The organism is Pseudonocardia nantongensis (assembly GCF_046546495.1).
GTDB lineage: Bacteria > Actinomycetota > Actinomycetes > Mycobacteriales > Pseudonocardiaceae > Pseudonocardia > Pseudonocardia nantongensis.
Map to the genome: position 1 here is coordinate 71,707 of NZ_JBKGXT010000013.1, position 16,589 is coordinate 88,295.

The window sequence follows — 16,589 nt, forward strand, 5'->3', positions numbered from 1 at the left end:
TACGTACGACCACCGACAGTTTCGGGTCGCCGGAACCCGGTGCGGTCCGAGTTCACTCCGATGGCCCCGCCTCCGACAGCACGCAGTGACGATCGATCGGCGAGATCAGCGTTCGTGTCGTGCGTGGTCGGTCTCCGGATGGTCCGGTGTCTTGGTCGCCGGCGCGCGCGTCCGGATCGCAGCCGAAGAACCGGGTGCTCGAAGAATCGGGTGTACGGCTCGATGCCGATGTCGAGATCGGATACGGGGGCCCCGGCAACGAGGTCGGTATGCGAGCACGCCGGCGACGGGGGCGTGAGCGGCGTCCGCGGCTCAGGGGTCGGCCAGAACTGTCGGGCCTGGCTGATACTCCTGCCTCCTCGTTACGTCACACATGGAGGTGGTGACGATGAAGGTGCTGGTAGCCACCCGTCGAACCCGGGGCGGCCGTCCCAACGACTACTGCTGGTGTGTCGAGGGTGAACCCGTCCGGATCGGGGAGGTGTGCCCGAAGGACCGTGACGACCCGGACGGTGGCTGCGGTTGCGGCCGCGGCTTCGTCGGTTTGAGCTCGTATCGCGCGACGTCGACCGCGCTGGTGGCCGAGCTGCCGCTGAGCCGCGAGGAGTACCTCGAGGCCATCCGGTCCAGCCTGCAGGCGCAGGGGTGCGACCCGTGCGCGTGCTGTTCGGTACAGGAGGGCGATGATCTGATGGACCTGGTCGCCGACTGGCCGGTGGGCGCCGTGGTCGAGCGCCGGCTGGACGAACTCGTCGTGCGTGAGCTGCCGGAACCGGCCGGCTACGGGTAGCCGGCTCCGGGGCAGCCGTCCACGGGCATGCCGCAGCCCGGGGCTCCGCGGCGCCCGTGGTGGCTTGTGCGAGGCTTCCGCTCGATCGGGCGAAGCACTCGCGACACGCCCGCACCGGGATGGCGCACCCCAACATATGGGGGTTACAGTGGCGTTGTTCTCCCAGAAGTTGGGTATAAGTCGTCACGCGGGGAAGAGGTGGGTCGGTCGTGCGCTGCCCGTTCTGCCGGCACCCGGATTCCAGGGTGATCGACTCGAGGACCGCAGACGACGGGACCTGCACCCGCCGTCGACGGTCCTGCACCTCATGCGGTCGACGGTTCACCACGGTCGAGGAGGCCGTGCTCGCCGTCGTCAAGCGCAGCGGGGTGACCGAACCCTTCAGCCGGCACAAGGTGGTCGGTGGGGTGCGGCGGGCGTGTCAGGGCCGTCCGGTCGACGAGGACAACCTGCAGCAGCTCGCCCACCGGGTCGAGGAGGCGGTGCGCTCGAACGGATCGGCCGAGATCCCCAGCCACGAGGTGGGCCTGGCGATCCTGGGTCCGCTCCGCGAGCTGGACGAGGTCGCGTACCTGCGGTTCGCGAGCGTCTACCGCTCGTTCTCCTCGATCGAGGACTTCGAGAAGGAGATCGCCGACCTGCGTTCGGCGGCTGCCGGGGAAGCAGCCGACGACGAGGCCGGCGGCCCGGCCGGTTGACCGGGACGGCCCGCATCGGGGCCGGGTGCGACAGACCCGGCGCCGACGGGGCCGTCCCCGGCGCCGGTCGGGTGCCCACCCGCGCACCCCAGCGCGCGGGTGGCACGAGGAGTGTCTGATTCGGATGCGGAAGAGGGACAGTTCATGACCGAGACCGTCGGGGGCCCGACCACAGGCACGAGCGACAGCGGCGAGGCCGCCGGCCGGAGTGCGCGCGGGCGGGGCAAGTCGGGGGCGAAGCGGCGCAGCGGCCTGACCGTGCAGCGCGTCTTCACGACCGAGGGCGTCCACCCCTACGAGCAGGTGGACTGGGAGCGTCGGGACGTCGTCATGACGAACTGGCGGGACGGCACGATCAACTTCGAGCAGCGCGGCGTCGAGTTCCCGAGCCACTGGTCGGTGAACGCGACCAACATCGTCACCAGCAAGTACTTCCGCGGCGCGGCCGGCAGTGACACCCGCGAGTCCAGCCTCAAGCAGCTCATCGAGCGGGTCGTCGGCACCTACCGCCGCGCCGGCGTCGAGAACGGCTACTTCGCCTCCGAGGGCGACGCCGAGATCTTCGACCACGAGCTGACCTGGATGCTGCTGCACCAGGTATTCAGCTTCAACTCGCCGGTCTGGTTCAACGTCGGCACGCCCAGCCCGCAGCAGGTCAGCGCCTGTTTCATCCTCTCCGTGGACGACACCATGGAGTCGATCCTGAACTGGTACCGGGAGGAGGGCCTGATCTTCAAGGGCGGCTCGGGTGCCGGCCTGAACCTCTCCCGTATCCGGTCGTCGCGCGAGCTGCTGTCCTCCGGTGGCACCGCCTCGGGCCCGGTCTCGTTCATGCGCGGCGCCGACGCGTCCGCGGGCACCATCAAGTCCGGTGGGGCGACCCGCCGGGCGGCGAAGATGGTCGTGCTCGACGTCGACCACCCGGATATCGAGGAGTTCGTCGAGACCAAGGCCAAGGAAGAGGCCAAGGTCCGGGTGCTGCGCGATGCCGGGTTCGACATGGACCTCGGCGGCCACGACATCACCTCGGTGCAGTACCAGAACGCGAACAACTCGATCCGGGTCTCGGACGAGTTCATGCGCGCCGTCGAGGAGGGCACCGACTTCGGCCTGCGGGCCCGGATGACCGGCGAGGTCATCGACCGGACCGACGCCCGCACGCTGTTCAACGGCATCGCCGAGGCGGCCTGGAACTGCGCCGACCCGGGCATCCAGTACGACAGCACGATCAACGACTGGCACACCTGCCCGGAGTCGGGCCGGATCACCGCGTCGAACCCGTGCTCGGAGTACATGCACCTGGACAACTCCAGCTGCAACCTCGCGTCGCTGAACCTCATGAAGTTCCTCGACGCCGACGACCGGTTCGACGCCGAGACCTTCGCCCGGGCCGTCGAGCTGATCATCACCGCGATGGACATCTCGATCTGCTTCGCGGACTTCCCGACCGACCCGATCGCCGAGACCACCCGGAAGTTCCGCCAGCTGGGCATCGGCTACGCGAACCTGGGTGCGCTGCTGATGGCGACCGGGCACGCCTACGACTCGGAGGGCGGCCGCGCCCTCGCCGGGGCGATCACCTCGCTGATGACCGGTGCGGCGTACAAGCGCTCGGCCGAGCTGGCCGGCATCGTCGGCACCTACGAGGGTTACGCCCGCAACGCCGAGGCGCACCAGCGGGTGATCCGCAAGCACGCCGCGGCGAACGACCAGATCCGCAGCTTCCCGGGGTCGAGCCCGGTCCAGGCGCTCGCCACCGAGGTGTGGAAGCAGTGCCAGGAGACCGGTGAGGCCAACGGCTGGCGCAACGCGCAGGCCTCCGTGCTGGCTCCGACCGGCACGATCGGCCTGATGATGGACTGCGACACGACCGGCATCGAGCCGGACCTGGCGCTGGTCAAGTTCAAGAAGCTGGTCGGCGGCGGCTCCATGCAGATCGTCAACCAGACCGTGCGCCGTGCGCTGGACAACCTCGGCTACCAGGCCGAGCAGGCCGAGGCGATCGTCGAGTACGTTGCCGAGCACGGTCACGTGATCGACGCCCCGGGAATGAAGCCGGAGCACCACGAGGTCTTCGACTGCGCGATGGGGGAGCGGTCCATCGCCCCGATGGGGCACGTCCGGATGATGGCCGCCGCCCAGCCGTTCCTGTCCGGCGCGATCTCCAAGACGGTGAACATGCCCGAGCGGGCCACCGTCGCCGACGTCGAGCGGATCTACCTCGAGGGCTGGCGGCTCGGCCTCAAGGCGCTGGCGATCTACCGGGACAACTGCAAGGTCGGCCAGCCGCTGTCGGTCGGCAAGGGCGGGTCCGGCGAGAAGAGCGAGCCGGAGCCCAAGGTCGTCGTCGAGCAGCGCCCGACCCGCAAGCGACTGCCGAAGAAGCGGCCGAGCGAGACCGTCTCGTTCACCGTCGGTGGCGCCGAGGGCTACCTGACCGCCGGCAGCTACCCGGAGAACGGCCTCGGCGAGATCTTCGTCAAGCTCGGCAAGCAGGGCTCGACCCTGGCCGGTGTGATGGACGCCTTCTCGATGTCGATCTCGGTGGGCCTGCAGTACGGCATCCCGCTGGAGTTCTACGTCTCGAAGTTCTCCAACCTGCGGTTCGAACCGGCCGGCATGACCGACGACCCGGACGTCCGGATCGCCACGTCGGTGCTGGACTACCTGTTCCGCCGCCTGGCGCTGGACCACCTGCCCTACGAGAAGCGCGCCGAGCTGGGCATCTTCTCCTCCGACGAGCGGTCGGCCCAGGTCGCGAGCGACTACGGCTCCGGCTCGGAGAACCTGGACATGGACGAGTTCCGGTCGTCGGTGCCGACCGAGGAGAAGGAGAAGAAGGAGGATCCGGTCACCGAGCCGGCTCCGGCCGAGGTCGGTAGCTCCACCGAGCTGCTCGAGCTGCGGCTGGGCAAGGCGGCCGACGCACCGCTGTGCATGACCTGCGGGACCAAGATGCGCCCGGCCGGCTCCTGCTACCTGTGCGAGGGCTGCGGCTCGACCAGCGGGTGCAGCTGACCGACCCGGCACGTCCCGGGGCGGCACCGGTGGGTCCGGTGCCGCCCGGCGGGCGTCCGGCGTGTCGTGGGGAGCGGTGAGCACGGGGTGCAGGACCGGACCGGGGAGATCGCCCGGCGGTTGCGGATCGATCCGGGGGTGCTCGCCCTCGTGCTGGGCGCGCCGTGGACGCGGGCCGGTGGTGACGACGACCCCGCCGCAGATCGGGAGCCGCCCGAGCGGTCCGCCCCCGGGCGGATGTACGTCGGCGTGCCGTCGCCGTCCGAGCTGCGCGACCTCGACCTGCCGCCGGACCGGCTGCGGCACTTCGGGCTGAGCCCGGACGAGCTGCGGGCCGGCGGGTACACCGACGGCGACCTGCGGTCGGTCGGGCTGCTCCCGCCGGGGGCCGCCCCCGGCGGCTCCGACACCGGCGCCTCCCTCACCCTCGAGTGGTTTGTCGTCGGGCAGCCGGTGCAGCTCATGCTCGCGGTCCCGGCGTCCGGGCCGCCGCAGCTCGCCCGTCCCGAACCGGGCCAGGCCGGGGGCCGGCCGACCCTCGAACCGGTCGACGTCCGGGAGGTCCCCGACCTGGCCGGGTGCGCCGATCCGGACGGCGCGCCCGCGCTGGCGGTCCGGGAGGCCCGGGACGGGTTGCTCCGTCGGGCACGGCGCCGGCTGCTGCACTGCCCGGTCTGCCTCCGGCAGGTGCACCGGGCCGACACCGCGGAGGGCCTCTGCCACGACTGCGCGACGGAGTGGCTGGGCATCCTCTTCTGAGAAGGCAGCGGATTCCGAGAAGGCAGCGGATTCTAAGGAGGGAGGAGCGGGGCGGCCGGCGGCAGCCCGGACCGCCGACGGCCGGTAGGGCCCGGACTAGCGGCGGTGGCTCGGCGGCGGTGAGTCGGCGGCGGTGGTGACTCAGGGGCGGTGGCTCGGCGGCGACGACCTAGGGTCGTCCGGGTGACCGATCGCTTCCGGGTCATCCCGGCGTCCTACGTCCTGCTGCTGCGCGAGGGGACCGGCGGCACCGAGGTGCTGCTGCAGCTGCGGGCGAACACCGGCTTCATGGACGGTCACTGGGCGGCTGCGGCGGCCGGGCACGTCGAGGCCGGGGAGAGCGCCGTCGCTGCGGCGGCTCGCGAGGCCGTGGAGGAACTCGGGATCGTGGTCGCCGCCGCGGACCTCGTCCCGCTCACCGCCGTGCACCGCACCCGGGGCAACGGCAACCCGATCGACGAGCGGGTGGACTTCTTCTTCACCTGCCGGCGCTGGACCGGTGACCCCTACCCGGCCGAGCCGGACCGCAGCGCCGGTCTGGACTGGTTCGCGCTCGACGCGCTGCCGGCGGCGACCGTCCCGCACGAGCGCGCGGTGCTCGACGCGCTGCGCGCGGGCCGCACCGACGCCGTCCGCACACACGGGTTCGGCTGACGCCGGGCCACACCGCGGTCTCAGACGGGCTCGATCAGGCAGATCTCCACAGTGACGTCCGGGTTGTCGGCGGGGTCCTCGTCCGGGTCGAGCGAGTAGTGCAGGACCCACTCGACCTCGTAGTCGTCGCGCGGCCAGCCCTGCGGGGCGAAGTTGACCCACTCCCCGGCACGGGGCACGACCCGGAACCAGCGGACCTGGGCCAGTTGCTGTCCGATCCGGACCCGCACGGGAATCATCTGCTGACCGGTCGTCGACGGCGGCGCGCTCATCGGGGCGATTCTCGCCGCACCGGGGCCACCCGCCAACCCCGCCTACTCCGCCCCGCCTACCCGGCCATGCTCACGGTCGGCTCGCGCCGACGAACCAGCGGTCCACCGAGAACGGCTCGTCACCGCACGCCGCGACGGCGGTGGCCCAGGTGTCGACCTCGGCCCGGCTCAGCCCGCACCGGCCCGGCACCGCAACGGCCACCATCTCGCGCAGCACCGCGCCGTACCCGGCCGCGGCCGGACCCCGCATCGGCACCCGCTCCGCGCGCGGGGAGGCGAACCCGGCGGCCCGCAGCAGTGGGACCAGCTCGCACGGCAGGCGCGGCGACGGGATGCAGGTGCACCAGGCGTCCCGGATCCGGCGGTGCCGGCCCACACCTGGCCCGGGCCAGCGCAGCGAGGTCCAGTCGGTGTCGAGCACCAGCAGCCGCCCGCCCGGGCGCAGCACCCGGTGCAGCTCGGTCAGCGCCGCCCGCACGTCGGTGGCGAACTCGAGCACCTGCAGGCACGCGACGGCGTCGAACGGCCCGCCCGGCAACGACCCGGGCCCCGCCAGCGCCCGCCGCTGCAGGTCCACCCGGTCCCCGCAGCGGTCCCGTGCCAGCTCCAGCATGTGCGGGACCGGGTCGATCCCGCACGCGCCGGGGCACCGACCGTCCCGGCCAGCTCGTCGAGCAGCTGCCCGGGCCCGGTCCCGACGACGAGTACCCGCTCGCCGGGACGAGCGGCCAGCAGCCGGTGGGTCGCCGCCCGCTCCCGGGCGGCCTCCGGCGTCGCGTAGGTCGCGGCGACCCGGCACGCGCTCGGCCGATCGACGGGCAGCATCGTCCGGGCCGCTCAGCCTGGATCCACGGCTCAGCCGCCCGTGAAACGGGCCGACTCGATCAGGGTCTCCACCGACTCCGGCGGCACCCGGAACGAGCGCCCGAACCGCACGGCCGGCAGCTCCCCGCTGTGTACCAGGCGGTACACCGTCATCCGCGACACCCGCATCCGCTCGGCCACCTCCGCCACGGTGAGGAACGGCGCGTCCTGCTCGGGTCGTTGCTCCGGGATTCGATCCCCCATCGTCCTGCGCCCCTCCTCTGCCGGACCGCTCCCGCGGACGCCGACGTGATCGATCGTCTTCCGGGCACGGACGGTAGCGCGGATCCCCGCCCTCTCCGGGGGTGAACGTGTCCCTCCCTCGGGTGGAGTGAGTGCATGTGATCATCAGAGGGTGAGCATTCGGACACGGATGGTGAGATTCGGCGCCCGCGTAGGGTCGACGGCAGGCGGGGCCGTCCCCGCGGGACAGGAGGCGACGATGTCCGGCCCGACCGACGAGGACCTGGCGCCCGGCTGGTTCACCGACTCCGGCTCCGCGCCGGTCCGCGCCTTCACCGAGCGGGTCACCGCGGGTCGCGCCGACCCGGTCGCACGGGCGGTCGCGCTGTTCGACGCCGTGCGCGACGAGATCTGGTACGACCCGTTCTGCGTCGTCACCGACCCCGCAGCCTTCCGGGCGAGCCGGGTCGCCGAGCAGCCGAACAACTGGTGCGTCCCCAAGGCGGTGCTGCTCACCGCCGCCGCCCGGGCCGCCGGGATCCCGGCCCGGCTCGGGTTCGCCGACGTCCGCAACCACCTCAACACCCCCCGGCTGCGTGCCCGGATGGGTGGCGCGGACCTGTTCGTCTGGCACGGCTACACCGCGCTGTGGCTGGACGGGCAGTGGGTGAAGGCCACCCCGGCGTTCAACGCCGAGCTGTGCGCGCGGTTCGGTGTCGACCCGATCGCGTTCGACGGGCGCACGGACGCCCTGATGCACGCCTACGACGGCGCCGGCGAGCGCTACATGTCCTACGAGCACGACCGGGGCACGTTCCACGACCTGCCGCTGGACGACGTCGTCGGCACCTTCCGCGAGCACTACCCCGAGGGCATGTTCCAGGGCGGGGAACCGTCCGGGCGGGATGCCTTCACCCGCTGAACCGGCGGCCCCGGTCGATCCGATAGCGGTGCGAACGATCTAGGGTGCGGGGGTGACCGCCCCGACCGTGATCGACGACGACCCCGCCCTCGACTGGACCGCGCCGGGGGTCTACCGCTGCGCGCCGGGGGTCTACCGGATCCCGTTGCCGCTGCCGCAGGACGGCCTGCGCGCGGTCAACGTCTACGCACTCGCCGACGCCGACGGCTGGACCCTGGTCGACTCCGGGTGGGCGATCGACGAGGCCCGCGACCTGCTGGGTGCGGGGCTGGGCGCGCTCGGGTCCGGTTTCGGCGACGTCCGCCGGTTCCTCGTCACCCACGCCCACCGCGACCACTACACGCTGGCCTCGATGCTGCGCCGCGAGCACGGCTCCCGGGTCCTGCTCGGGGCCGGGGAGCAGCCCAACCTCGACGTGATCACCTCCCCGGAGCGCTCGGAGCGCGAGCCGGAACGCAGCCGGCTGCTGCGTTGCGGTGCACGCGAGATCATCGACGAGCTCGGCCGGAGCCCGTGGACGCCGCCCGACCCGCGCGAGTGGGAGACCCCCGACGAGTGGATCGCCGACCGCGCGGTGATCGGGATCGGGGAGCCGGGGCAGAGCGCCCGGGACCTGCTGGCGATCGAGACCCCCGGGCACACCCGGGGGCACCTGGTGTTCGCCGACGAGGCGCACGGGCTGCTGTTCGCCGGCGACCACGTGCTGCCCCGGATCACCCCGTCCATCGGGCTGCAGCCCGCCCCGGTGAGGAGCCCGCTGGCCCAGTTCCTGGACTCGCTGCGGCTGGTCCGCAACCGCCCGGACGCGGACCTGCTGCCCGCGCACGGCCCGGTCGGCGGCCGCACGCACGCCCGGACCGACGAGCTGCTCGCGCACCACGACGTGCGGCTCGCCCAGGCCCGGGACGCGGTCGTCGCCGGGGCGGGGAGCGCGCTGGAGACGGCCCGGATGCTGCGCTGGACCCGGCGCGAGCACCGGTTCGACGACATGGACCTGTTCAACCGGATGCTCGCCGTGCTGGAGACCGGCGCGCACCTGGACGTGCTCGCCGAGCGGGGCGAGATCGTCCGGACCGACGAGGCGCAGGTCGACTCCGAGATCGCTCTCGCCACCTACACGGCCTGACCCGCCCGACGCGCCGCGACACGCCGACGGAGGTTCACCCGTTGGTCGTGTCGGGGTGGCCGCCCGCGCCCGGATGCGGCAGAGTGGCCGTCACCTGCTCCCCGATACCGGAGGTCCGCACCCGGAACCGACACCCACACGCATCACCACAGCCACGCGGGACTCAGGTCTACGCCGCCGTGACGCCGAGGACGTAGGGGAAGACGATCCTCGTCGACGGAGCGCGGAGGTAGCAGTGAGCACACGCGGGGTGGTTTTCGTCCACTCGTCGCCGACTGCGGTCTGTCCGCACGTCGAGTGGGCGATTTCGGGCGTCCTCGGGACGCGGGTGTCCTTGGAGTGGTCACCGCAACCGGTGGCGTCCGGCCAGATGCGGGCCGAGTGCTCGTGGACCGGGCCGGCCGGCAGCGGTGGCGCGCTGGCGGGTGCGCTGCGGGCCTGGTCGATGCTCCGGTTCGAGGTGACCGAGGAGCCCAGTGCCGGGATGGACGGGGAGCGGTTCATGCACGTCCCCGGTCTCGGCATGTGGACCGGGCGGACCAGCGCGAACGGCGACGTCGTGCTGGGCGAGGATCAGCTGCGCACGGTGATGGCCGAGACCGGTGGCAGCGGGCTGTCGCGGCGGCTCGACCAGCTGCTCGGCACCGCATGGGACGACGAGTTGGAGTCCTTCCGCTTCGCCGGTGACGGCGCGCCGGTGACCTGGCTGCACCAGGTCGGCTGACCGGTGAGTGGTTGTCGCGGTCCTGACCGCGATAACCACTCACGGGTAGGTTGGGCGGCGTGCGCTGGGGGGAACGGTGAGCCGTCGTGCCGCGGCGGTCGCCGCGGCACTCGTCGTCGCGTTCGGCGTCGTCGCCGGGGTGGCCTGGAAGGCGGGGGAGCGGGCGCCCGCGGGCATCGCCCCGGTGGCCCATCCACCCGACGTGCCGCGGGCCGGTGCCGGTGACCCGCGGGCCGAGCTGAGCGCGGGCGCGGCCGCCCATCCGGCCGCGGCCCTGGTCCGCGACCAGGTGCAGCTCTACTTCAACGCGATCAACACCCGGGACCATGCGACCTGGACCCGCATCGTCAGCCCGGAACGGGCCGACCACCAGCCCCGCGAGCAGTGGCTCGAGGGCGTCGGCACGACCACCGACGGCACCATCCGGGTGGACCGGATCGACTCCACCCCGGGCGGCGGGGTGCTGGCGCTGGTGCGGTTCGTGAGCGTGCAGGACCCCGCGGACGGCCCACCGGGCCTGCAGGTCGGGCGGATCTGCTGGCAGGCGGCCTACCCGATGGCGGGTTCCCCGCCACGGCTGCTGGCGGGCGACTCCGGCAGCGTGCTCGGCGCCCCCTGCTGAACGGCTCGGCCTGCTGAACGGGCGCCGGTACGCGACGGCGGCGGCCCCCACGGGGGACCGCCGCCGGAACGTGGACCTCAGGTCTTGGTGAACAGCAGCGAGGCGTTGTGCCCGCCGAAACCGAACGAGTTGTTCAACGCCGCGTCCACGGCCGTCTTCCGGGGCGCGTCGGCGACGACGTCGAGCTCGATCTTGGGGTCGAGCTTCTCCAGGTTGACCGTGGCCGGGATGATGTCGTCCCGGACCGAGAGCAGCGTGATGATGCCCTCGACCGCCCCGGCGCCGCCGACCAGGTGCCCGAGCGCCGACTTCGGCGCGGTCAGCACCGGGTGGTCGCCGAGCGCCTTGCGCACGGCCACCGTCTCGCCGACGTCGCCGACCACCGTGGAGGTGGCGTGGCAGTTGACGTGGGTGACGTCCGAGGCCGACAGCCCGGCGTTGCGCACCGCCTTGTCCATCGCCCGGACCTGTCCCTCACCCTCCGGGTCCGGTCCGGTGATGTGGTACGCGTCCGAGGTCAGGCCGAACCCGGCCAGCCGGCCGTGGATCGTGGCCCCGCGGGCCTTCGCGAACTCCTCCCGCTCGAGCACCATCACCCCGGAGCCCTCGCCCAGCACGAACCCGTCCCGGCCGGTGTCGAACGGCCGCGAGGCCCGCTCCGGCTCGTCGTTGCGCTGGGACAGGGTGCGGGCCTGGACGAAGCCGGCCACGGTGATCGGCACGATGCAGGACTCGGCGCCTCCGGCGAGGACGACGTCCACCTCACCGGCCTGCAGCAGCCGGTAGGCCCAGGCCAGCGCCTCGGCGCCGGTCGCGCACGCCGACGCGGGGGAGTGCACGCCGCCCCTGGCCTTGTACTCCAGGCTGACCATCGCGGCCGGCCCGTTCGGCATGAGCATCGGCACCGTCAGCGGGGAGACCTTGCGCAGGCCGTGCTCCTCGAGCAGGTCGTCCTGGGCGAGCAGGGTCGGCGCGCCGCCGATCCCGGCTCCCAGCACGACGGCCAGCCGCTCGCCCTCGACGGCCGCGCCGTCCTCGCCGGGGACCGCGCCCAGGCCGGCGTGCGTCCAGGCCTCACGGGCCGCGACGACGGCGACCTGCTCGCAGCGGTCCATCCGGCGGGCCTGCACCCGCGACAGGACCTCGGTGGGGTCCACCGCGAGCTGGGCCGAGATGTGCACCGGCAGGTCGAACTTGTCGGCCCACTCCGCCTGTGTGGTGCCGACGCCGGACTTCCCGGCCAGCAGTGCCTCCCACGTGGAGGCGGCGTCGCCGCCGAGCGGGGTGGTGGCCCCGTACCCGGTGACGACCACTCCGTCGCTCATGACTCCTCCTCCCCGGCGCCGTGCGGATCAGCGCTCCGCCGGAACCCGGCGCCGGCGTGGCTCACTGGTGCTTGGCGATGAAGTCGACGGCGTCGCCGACGGTCTTCAGCTCGGCCAGCTGGTCGTCCGGGATCTTGGCGCCGAACTTGTCCTCGGCCTGCACGGCGATCTCCACCATGGACAGCGAGTCGATGTCCAGGTCGTCCACGAAGGACTTCTCCGGGGTCACCTCGGCGGTGTCGATGCCGGCGACCTCCTCGACGATCTCGGCGAGCCCGGTCAGGATCTCAGCGTTGTCAGCCACGTCGGTTCTCTCCTTGTGGGGTGGGGGTAGGGATCAGAGGGTGCCAGGTCGCGTCACGGGCAGACGACGACCTGTCCGGCGTAGGACAGCCCTGCGCCGAAGCCTACGAGCAGCAGCACATCGCCGGACCGTACCCGGCCGGCGGTGCGCATGTGGTCCAGCGCCATCGGGACCGACGCGGACGAGGTGTTGCCGGAGTGCACGATGTCGTCGGCGACGACCATGTCGTCCCGCGCGCCCTTGACGCGCAGCTTCTTGGCGATCGCCTCGACGATGCGCAGGTTCGCCTGGTGCGGGATCAGCACGTCGATGTCGGCCGGGGCCAGTCCGGCGCGGTCGATCGCCTCGAGGGCCACCGGGGCGACCGCGCTGGTCGCCCAGCGGAACACCGTCTGGCCCTCCTGGTGCAGCTTGTTCGTGCTTTCTTCGAGGATCCGGATGGTGCTCGCGTGGTCGCCGGCGCTGCCCCACGCGACCGGTCCGACGCCGACGGCCTCGTCCGACTCGGCCGGTCCGACCAGCGCCGCTCCCGCGGCGTCGGCGAAGATGATGCAGGTCGAGCGGTCGTCCCAGTCGATCCAGTCGGACAGCTTCTCGGCGCCGATCACCAGCACGTGCCGGGCGGAGCCGGCCCGGACCATGTCCGCGGCGACGCCGAGGCCGTAGCAGAAGCCGGCGCAGGCGGCGTTGACGTCGAAGGCACCGATCCCGTTCGCGCCGAGCGCGGTGGCCACCTGGGCGGCCGCGTTCGGGATCGGGTTGGGCATCGTGCAGGTGGCGACGACGACCGCGTCCAGCTCGGCGGAATCGAACTCCGCGTCGGCCAGCGCGGCCCGGCCGGCGGCGACCGCCATGTCCGGCAGCGAGGTCTCGGCGTCGGCGATCCGGCGCTCGGCGATACCCACCCGGGACCGGATCCAGGCGTCGTCGGTCTCCACCCGCCGCTCGAGATCGGCGTTGGTGACGACGTCGTCGGGCTGGAAGCTGCCGATGCCGAGGAGGCGGGCCCCGGCGACCGGGGTGGCGAGGCGCATGGTGGTCACTTCCCGTGTTCGGCGATCAGCTCGGCGGCGGCGTCGAGCTGGTCGGGGGTCTTCAGCGCCAGTGTGGGGGTGCCCTTGAGCGCCCGCTTCACCAGGCCGGTGAGGGTCGCGCCCGGGGGCAGCTCCAGGGTGGCGCCGACGCCGCGGCCGCCCAGTGTCTCCATGCAGGAGTCCCAGCGCACCGGGCGGGTCACCTGGGCGACCAGCCGGTCGAGCGCCTCGGCGCCGGAGCCGACGACGTGGCCGTCGGCGTTGGAGAGCAGCGTGCGTGTCGGGTCGGCGACCGTGACCGACGACGCGTGCGCGGCCATCGCCTCCCGGGCCGGCTCCATGTGGGCGGTGTGGAAGGCGCCGGCGACCGGCAGCTCTTTGACCCGGGCGCCCTCCGGCGGGGACGCGACGAGCTCGGCGATCGCCTCCTTCGCCCCCGCGGCGACGATCTGGCCGGCGCCGTTGCGGTTGGCCGGGTCCAGGCCCAGCTCGGCCAGCCGGGCGAGCACGACCTCCGGCTCGCCGCCGAGCACGGCCGCCATCGACGTCGGGGTGACCGCGCAGGCCGCCGCCATCTCCCGGCCACGCACCCCGGCCAGGGCGACGGCGGCGTCGTCGGTCAGGACGCCGGCGATCGCGCAGGCGGTGAGCTCGCCGATCGAGTGCCCGGCGACGGCCAGCTCCTCCGGTGCCCCACCCGCCTCGTCCAGCCGCTCGTGCAGGCGGCGGGCCGCGAGCAGCCCGAGCGCGACGATCAGCGGCTGGGTGACCGCGGTATCGGTGATCTCCTCCGCCTCCGCGGTGGTGCCCAGCCGGACCAGGTCCAGCCCGACGGCGTCGGACCACCCGGCGACGGTCTTCTCCGTGGCCGGGTCCGCGAGCCACGGAGTGAGCATTCCGGGGGTCTGGGCCCCCTGGCCGGGGGCGAGCAGGGCGATCACCGGGACATCACACACCTCTCGGGTCGATGACGGGATATCGGGAACGACGAACTTCGGCACGGTTCGGTTGGAGGTTCCCTCCAAACCGACGATGTGACCGAGCCCTCATTACCGGTCCGTAGGGGGCAGGCTTTGTAGGGTTCGCGACATTATCCACCCGAATCTCACCCGGTCTCGACCAGCCGGGCGATGCCGCCGCCGGACCCGCCCGGATCGGCCGGGACACCGTCCAGCGGGGTCAGCGGCCCGGCGACCGGGACGGAGTCGCGGGCCCGGCCGACCCGGTCAGCGACCAGCGCCGCCCGCAGCACGAACGCCTGCCGGGCGTCGGTGGGGTAGTGCCCGGTGAGCTCGGCGATCCGGCGCAGCCGGTACCGGACGGTGTTCGGGTGCACGTAGAGGGCCCGCGCGCAGCCCTCGAGGTTGCCGCCGCCCTCCAGGTACGCCGCCAGGGTGCGCAGCAGCTCGCCACCGGTGTCGTGCAGCGGGGCGAGCACCTCCTCGGCCAGCCGCCGGCGGGCCAACGGGTCGCCGCACAACGCGCGTTCCGGCAGCAGGTCCCCGGCCGGGACCGGGCGCGGCGCGTCCGGGTACCCGGGGGCCGCGGCGAGACCGGCGAGCGCCTCGGCGGCCGCGGCGCCGGCGCCGGCCAGGTCCGCGCTCGGCGGGCCGGCCACCACCGGGCCGGGCCCGAAGCGGCCGGCGACCTCGACGAGCACCCGGTCGTCGCCGGCCGGGTGGTCGGCCGCGCGGCCGGTCGCGTCGGCCCCGTCCGCTTGCGTCGGCCGGGCGGCGCGGCCGGTGGCGTGCAGCAGCACGACCAGCCGTCGTCCCTGTACCCCGACCAGGATCTCGTGGCCGAGCCGGGCCGCGAGCCGGCGCAGCTCCACGATCAGCCGGGGGGACTCCGGACCGGTGCCGGGCACCTCGCCGACCAGGCAGCGCACCGGCGCGGCCGGGTCCCAGCCGAGCGCGGCGGCCCGGGAGATCAGGGCGGCGTCGGCGTCACCGCGCAGCACCGCGTCGACCACGAGCGCCTCCAGCCGGGCGTCCCACGCCCCGCGGGACTCGGCGGCGCCGGCGTAGACGGTGGCCGCGGCGAACGCGATCTCCCGGCCGAACCGCAGCACCGCCGTGGTCAGCTCGTGCCGCTCGTCGGCATCGGCCGCCAGCGGGGGCAGGTGCTCCTCGAACACGTCGGCGGCGATGCGGACCAGCTCCACGGTCTGTCGCAGGCTGATCCGGCGGGCCAGGTCGCGCGGCGCGATCCGGAACGCCTCGGCGGTCAGCGGGGTGGTGCGGTCCGGCTCGCGCAGCCAGGACACGAAGTTCGCGACACCGGTCTGGGTCACCAGCGCCACCCCCGCGCGCTGGTCGGCGGGCAGCGCGGCGAACCACGGCCGGCGCCGCTCCATCTCGGCCAGGCACGCGGCCGCCAGCCCGCCCGAGGCGAGCTCGAGGCGGCGCAACGTCGCGGCCGCGACCGGCGGGTGAGGCACGTGCGGCAGCATGACACGACCATGACCCCCTCCACAGGCTCGCCGACCCCCTCCACGGGCTCGTCGCGGCCCGGTGTCCCGACCGGGCTCACGGTGCACCGGACCGGGGACCGGTTCCGCACCGCGACCCGCTGGCTGGACTCCCGGCACAGCTTCTCGGCCGGCGCGCACTACGACCCGGCGAACACCCACTTCGGGCTGCTCCTGCTGCACAACGAGGACGTGGTCGTCCCGGGACGGGGCTACGACGAGCACCCGCACCGGGACACCGAGATCGTCACCTGGGTGCTCGACGGCGAGCTGGAACACCGCGACTCCGGTAGCGGCGAGCTGCGCCGGGTGCCGGCCGGCGGCGTTCAGTGGCTGGGTGCCGGACGCGGGGTGCGGCACTCCGAGCACGCCACGCCGTCCGGCGACGGTGTGCGGTTCGTGCAGATGTGGGTGGTGCCTGACGACCCGGGCGGCGATCCGGGACACGCGGTCCGGGACGTCGCCGGGCCGCTCGCGGCCGGCGAGCCGGTGGTGCTGGCCTCCGGTCTGGCCCGCCACGCGGACAGCACGGTGCTGCCGCTGCGCCAGAGCATGGCGGCGCTCACGGTGGTGCGGCTCGGGCCCGGCGCGGTGACCGGGCTGCCGGCGGCACCGTTCGTGCACGCGTTCGTGGCCCGTGGCAGCGCGACCCCGGAGGTGCCCGAGCGGCCGGGTCCGGACGTGCCGGAACTCGGCGCCGGCGATGCGGCCCGGATCGTCGACGACGGCGGCCGGCGGCTCACCGCGGGCCGCGACGGCGCCGAGATCCTGGTGTGGGAGATGCACTCCGGCTTGGGCGCGGGACTCTGACCGGTTCCGCCCGG

Annotated in this window: 18 protein-coding genes; 10 read left to right on the forward strand and 8 right to left on the reverse strand. The window is 73.5% G+C overall.

Going from position 1 to position 16,589, the window contains the following annotated elements; translation table 11 throughout:
• Window positions 1-388: 388 nt before the first annotated feature.
• The 5 genes from ACLFMI_RS15555 to ACLFMI_RS15575 all read left to right on the forward strand — a co-directional run bounded on the left by ACLFMI_RS15555 (window position 389) and on the right by ACLFMI_RS15575 (window position 5,919).
• Window positions 389-790 carry a DUF7715 family protein gene (locus ACLFMI_RS15555; protein ID WP_410948570.1) on the forward strand — a complete coding sequence of 134 codons (402 nt, stop codon included), beginning with the start codon at window positions 389-391 and terminating at the stop codon, window positions 788-790.
• Window positions 791-999: 209 nt separating this feature from the next.
• On the forward strand, window positions 1,000-1,488 hold the full coding sequence (nrdR, locus tag ACLFMI_RS15560) for a transcriptional regulator NrdR (protein ID WP_410948571.1): 489 nt from the start codon (window positions 1,000-1,002) through the stop codon (window positions 1,486-1,488).
• A 144-nt stretch (window positions 1,489-1,632) separates the two neighbouring features.
• Window positions 1,633-4,506 (forward strand): vitamin B12-dependent ribonucleotide reductase, encoded by a 2,874-nt coding sequence (locus ACLFMI_RS15565; protein WP_410948572.1) that lies wholly within the window; start codon window positions 1,633-1,635, stop codon window positions 4,504-4,506.
• A gap of 87 nt (window positions 4,507-4,593) precedes the next feature.
• The gene (locus ACLFMI_RS15570; protein WP_410948573.1) at window positions 4,594-5,265 is read left to right on the forward strand and encodes a hypothetical protein; all 672 of its coding nucleotides are present in this window, start codon (window positions 4,594-4,596) and stop codon (window positions 5,263-5,265) included.
• 183 nt (window positions 5,266-5,448) lie between these two features.
• Complete coding sequence (locus ACLFMI_RS15575) at window positions 5,449-5,919, forward strand: NUDIX domain-containing protein (protein WP_410948574.1); 471 nt, start codon at window positions 5,449-5,451, stop codon at window positions 5,917-5,919.
• 20 nt (window positions 5,920-5,939) lie between these two features.
• Here ACLFMI_RS15575 and ACLFMI_RS15580 read toward each other — a convergent pair whose 3' ends face one another.
• The 3 genes from ACLFMI_RS15580 to ACLFMI_RS15590 form a co-directional block, all read right to left on the reverse strand.
• The gene (locus tag ACLFMI_RS15580; protein WP_410948575.1) at window positions 5,940-6,191 is read right to left on the reverse strand and encodes a hypothetical protein; all 252 of its coding nucleotides are present in this window, start codon (window positions 6,189-6,191) and stop codon (window positions 5,940-5,942) included.
• A gap of 70 nt (window positions 6,192-6,261) precedes the next feature.
• Window positions 6,262-6,990 carry a methyltransferase domain-containing protein gene (locus ACLFMI_RS15585; protein ID WP_410948576.1) on the reverse strand — a complete coding sequence of 243 codons (729 nt, stop codon included), beginning with the start codon at window positions 6,988-6,990 and terminating at the stop codon, window positions 6,262-6,264.
• Window positions 6,991-7,046: 56 nt separating this feature from the next.
• Complete coding sequence (locus tag ACLFMI_RS15590) at window positions 7,047-7,259, reverse strand: helix-turn-helix domain-containing protein (protein WP_410948577.1); 213 nt, start codon at window positions 7,257-7,259, stop codon at window positions 7,047-7,049.
• 238 nt (window positions 7,260-7,497) lie between these two features.
• Between ACLFMI_RS15590 and ACLFMI_RS15595 the strand changes: the two genes are divergently transcribed.
• The 4 genes from ACLFMI_RS15595 (at window position 7,498) to ACLFMI_RS15610 (ending at window position 10,632) form a co-directional block, all read left to right on the forward strand.
• On the forward strand, window positions 7,498-8,160 hold the full coding sequence (locus tag ACLFMI_RS15595; protein WP_410948578.1) for a transglutaminase-like domain-containing protein: 663 nt from the start codon (window positions 7,498-7,500) through the stop codon (window positions 8,158-8,160).
• Window positions 8,161-8,212: 52 nt separating this feature from the next.
• The gene (locus ACLFMI_RS15600; RefSeq protein ID WP_410948579.1) at window positions 8,213-9,286 is read left to right on the forward strand and encodes an MBL fold metallo-hydrolase; all 1,074 of its coding nucleotides are present in this window, start codon (window positions 8,213-8,215) and stop codon (window positions 9,284-9,286) included.
• 235 nt (window positions 9,287-9,521) lie between these two features.
• Window positions 9,522-10,010 carry a DUF3145 domain-containing protein gene (locus ACLFMI_RS15605; protein ID WP_410948580.1) on the forward strand — a complete coding sequence of 163 codons (489 nt, stop codon included), beginning with the start codon at window positions 9,522-9,524 and terminating at the stop codon, window positions 10,008-10,010.
• A gap of 76 nt (window positions 10,011-10,086) precedes the next feature.
• Complete coding sequence (locus tag ACLFMI_RS15610) at window positions 10,087-10,632, forward strand: hypothetical protein (protein WP_410948581.1); 546 nt, start codon at window positions 10,087-10,089, stop codon at window positions 10,630-10,632.
• 77 nt (window positions 10,633-10,709) lie between these two features.
• Here ACLFMI_RS15610 and ACLFMI_RS15615 read toward each other — a convergent pair whose 3' ends face one another.
• From ACLFMI_RS15615 to ACLFMI_RS15635, 5 genes are all read right to left on the reverse strand, one after another.
• Window positions 10,710-11,957 carry a beta-ketoacyl-[acyl-carrier-protein] synthase family protein gene (locus ACLFMI_RS15615; protein WP_410948582.1) on the reverse strand — a complete coding sequence of 416 codons (1,248 nt, stop codon included), beginning with the start codon at window positions 11,955-11,957 and terminating at the stop codon, window positions 10,710-10,712.
• 61 nt (window positions 11,958-12,018) lie between these two features.
• Window positions 12,019-12,261: an acyl carrier protein gene (locus tag ACLFMI_RS15620; RefSeq protein WP_020623056.1), complete on the reverse strand. Its 243-nt coding sequence runs from the start codon at window positions 12,259-12,261 to the stop codon at window positions 12,019-12,021.
• A 53-nt stretch (window positions 12,262-12,314) separates the two neighbouring features.
• Window positions 12,315-13,295: a beta-ketoacyl-ACP synthase III gene (locus tag ACLFMI_RS15625; protein ID WP_410948669.1), complete on the reverse strand. Its 981-nt coding sequence runs from the start codon at window positions 13,293-13,295 to the stop codon at window positions 12,315-12,317.
• Window positions 13,296-13,300: 5 nt separating this feature from the next.
• Window positions 13,301-14,236 (reverse strand): ACP S-malonyltransferase, encoded by a 936-nt coding sequence (locus ACLFMI_RS15630; protein WP_410948583.1) that lies wholly within the window; start codon window positions 14,234-14,236, stop codon window positions 13,301-13,303.
• A gap of 164 nt (window positions 14,237-14,400) precedes the next feature.
• Entirely contained in the window at window positions 14,401-15,735 is a 1,335-nt protein-coding gene (locus ACLFMI_RS15635) for a PucR family transcriptional regulator (protein ID WP_410948584.1), read from the reverse strand.
• Window positions 15,736-15,756: 21 nt separating this feature from the next.
• Here ACLFMI_RS15635 and ACLFMI_RS15640 point away from each other — a divergent pair, with 21 nt between their 5' ends.
• Entirely contained in the window at window positions 15,757-16,575 is an 819-nt protein-coding gene (locus ACLFMI_RS15640) for a pirin family protein (protein WP_410948585.1), read from the forward strand.
• Window positions 16,576-16,589 lie beyond the last annotated feature (14 nt).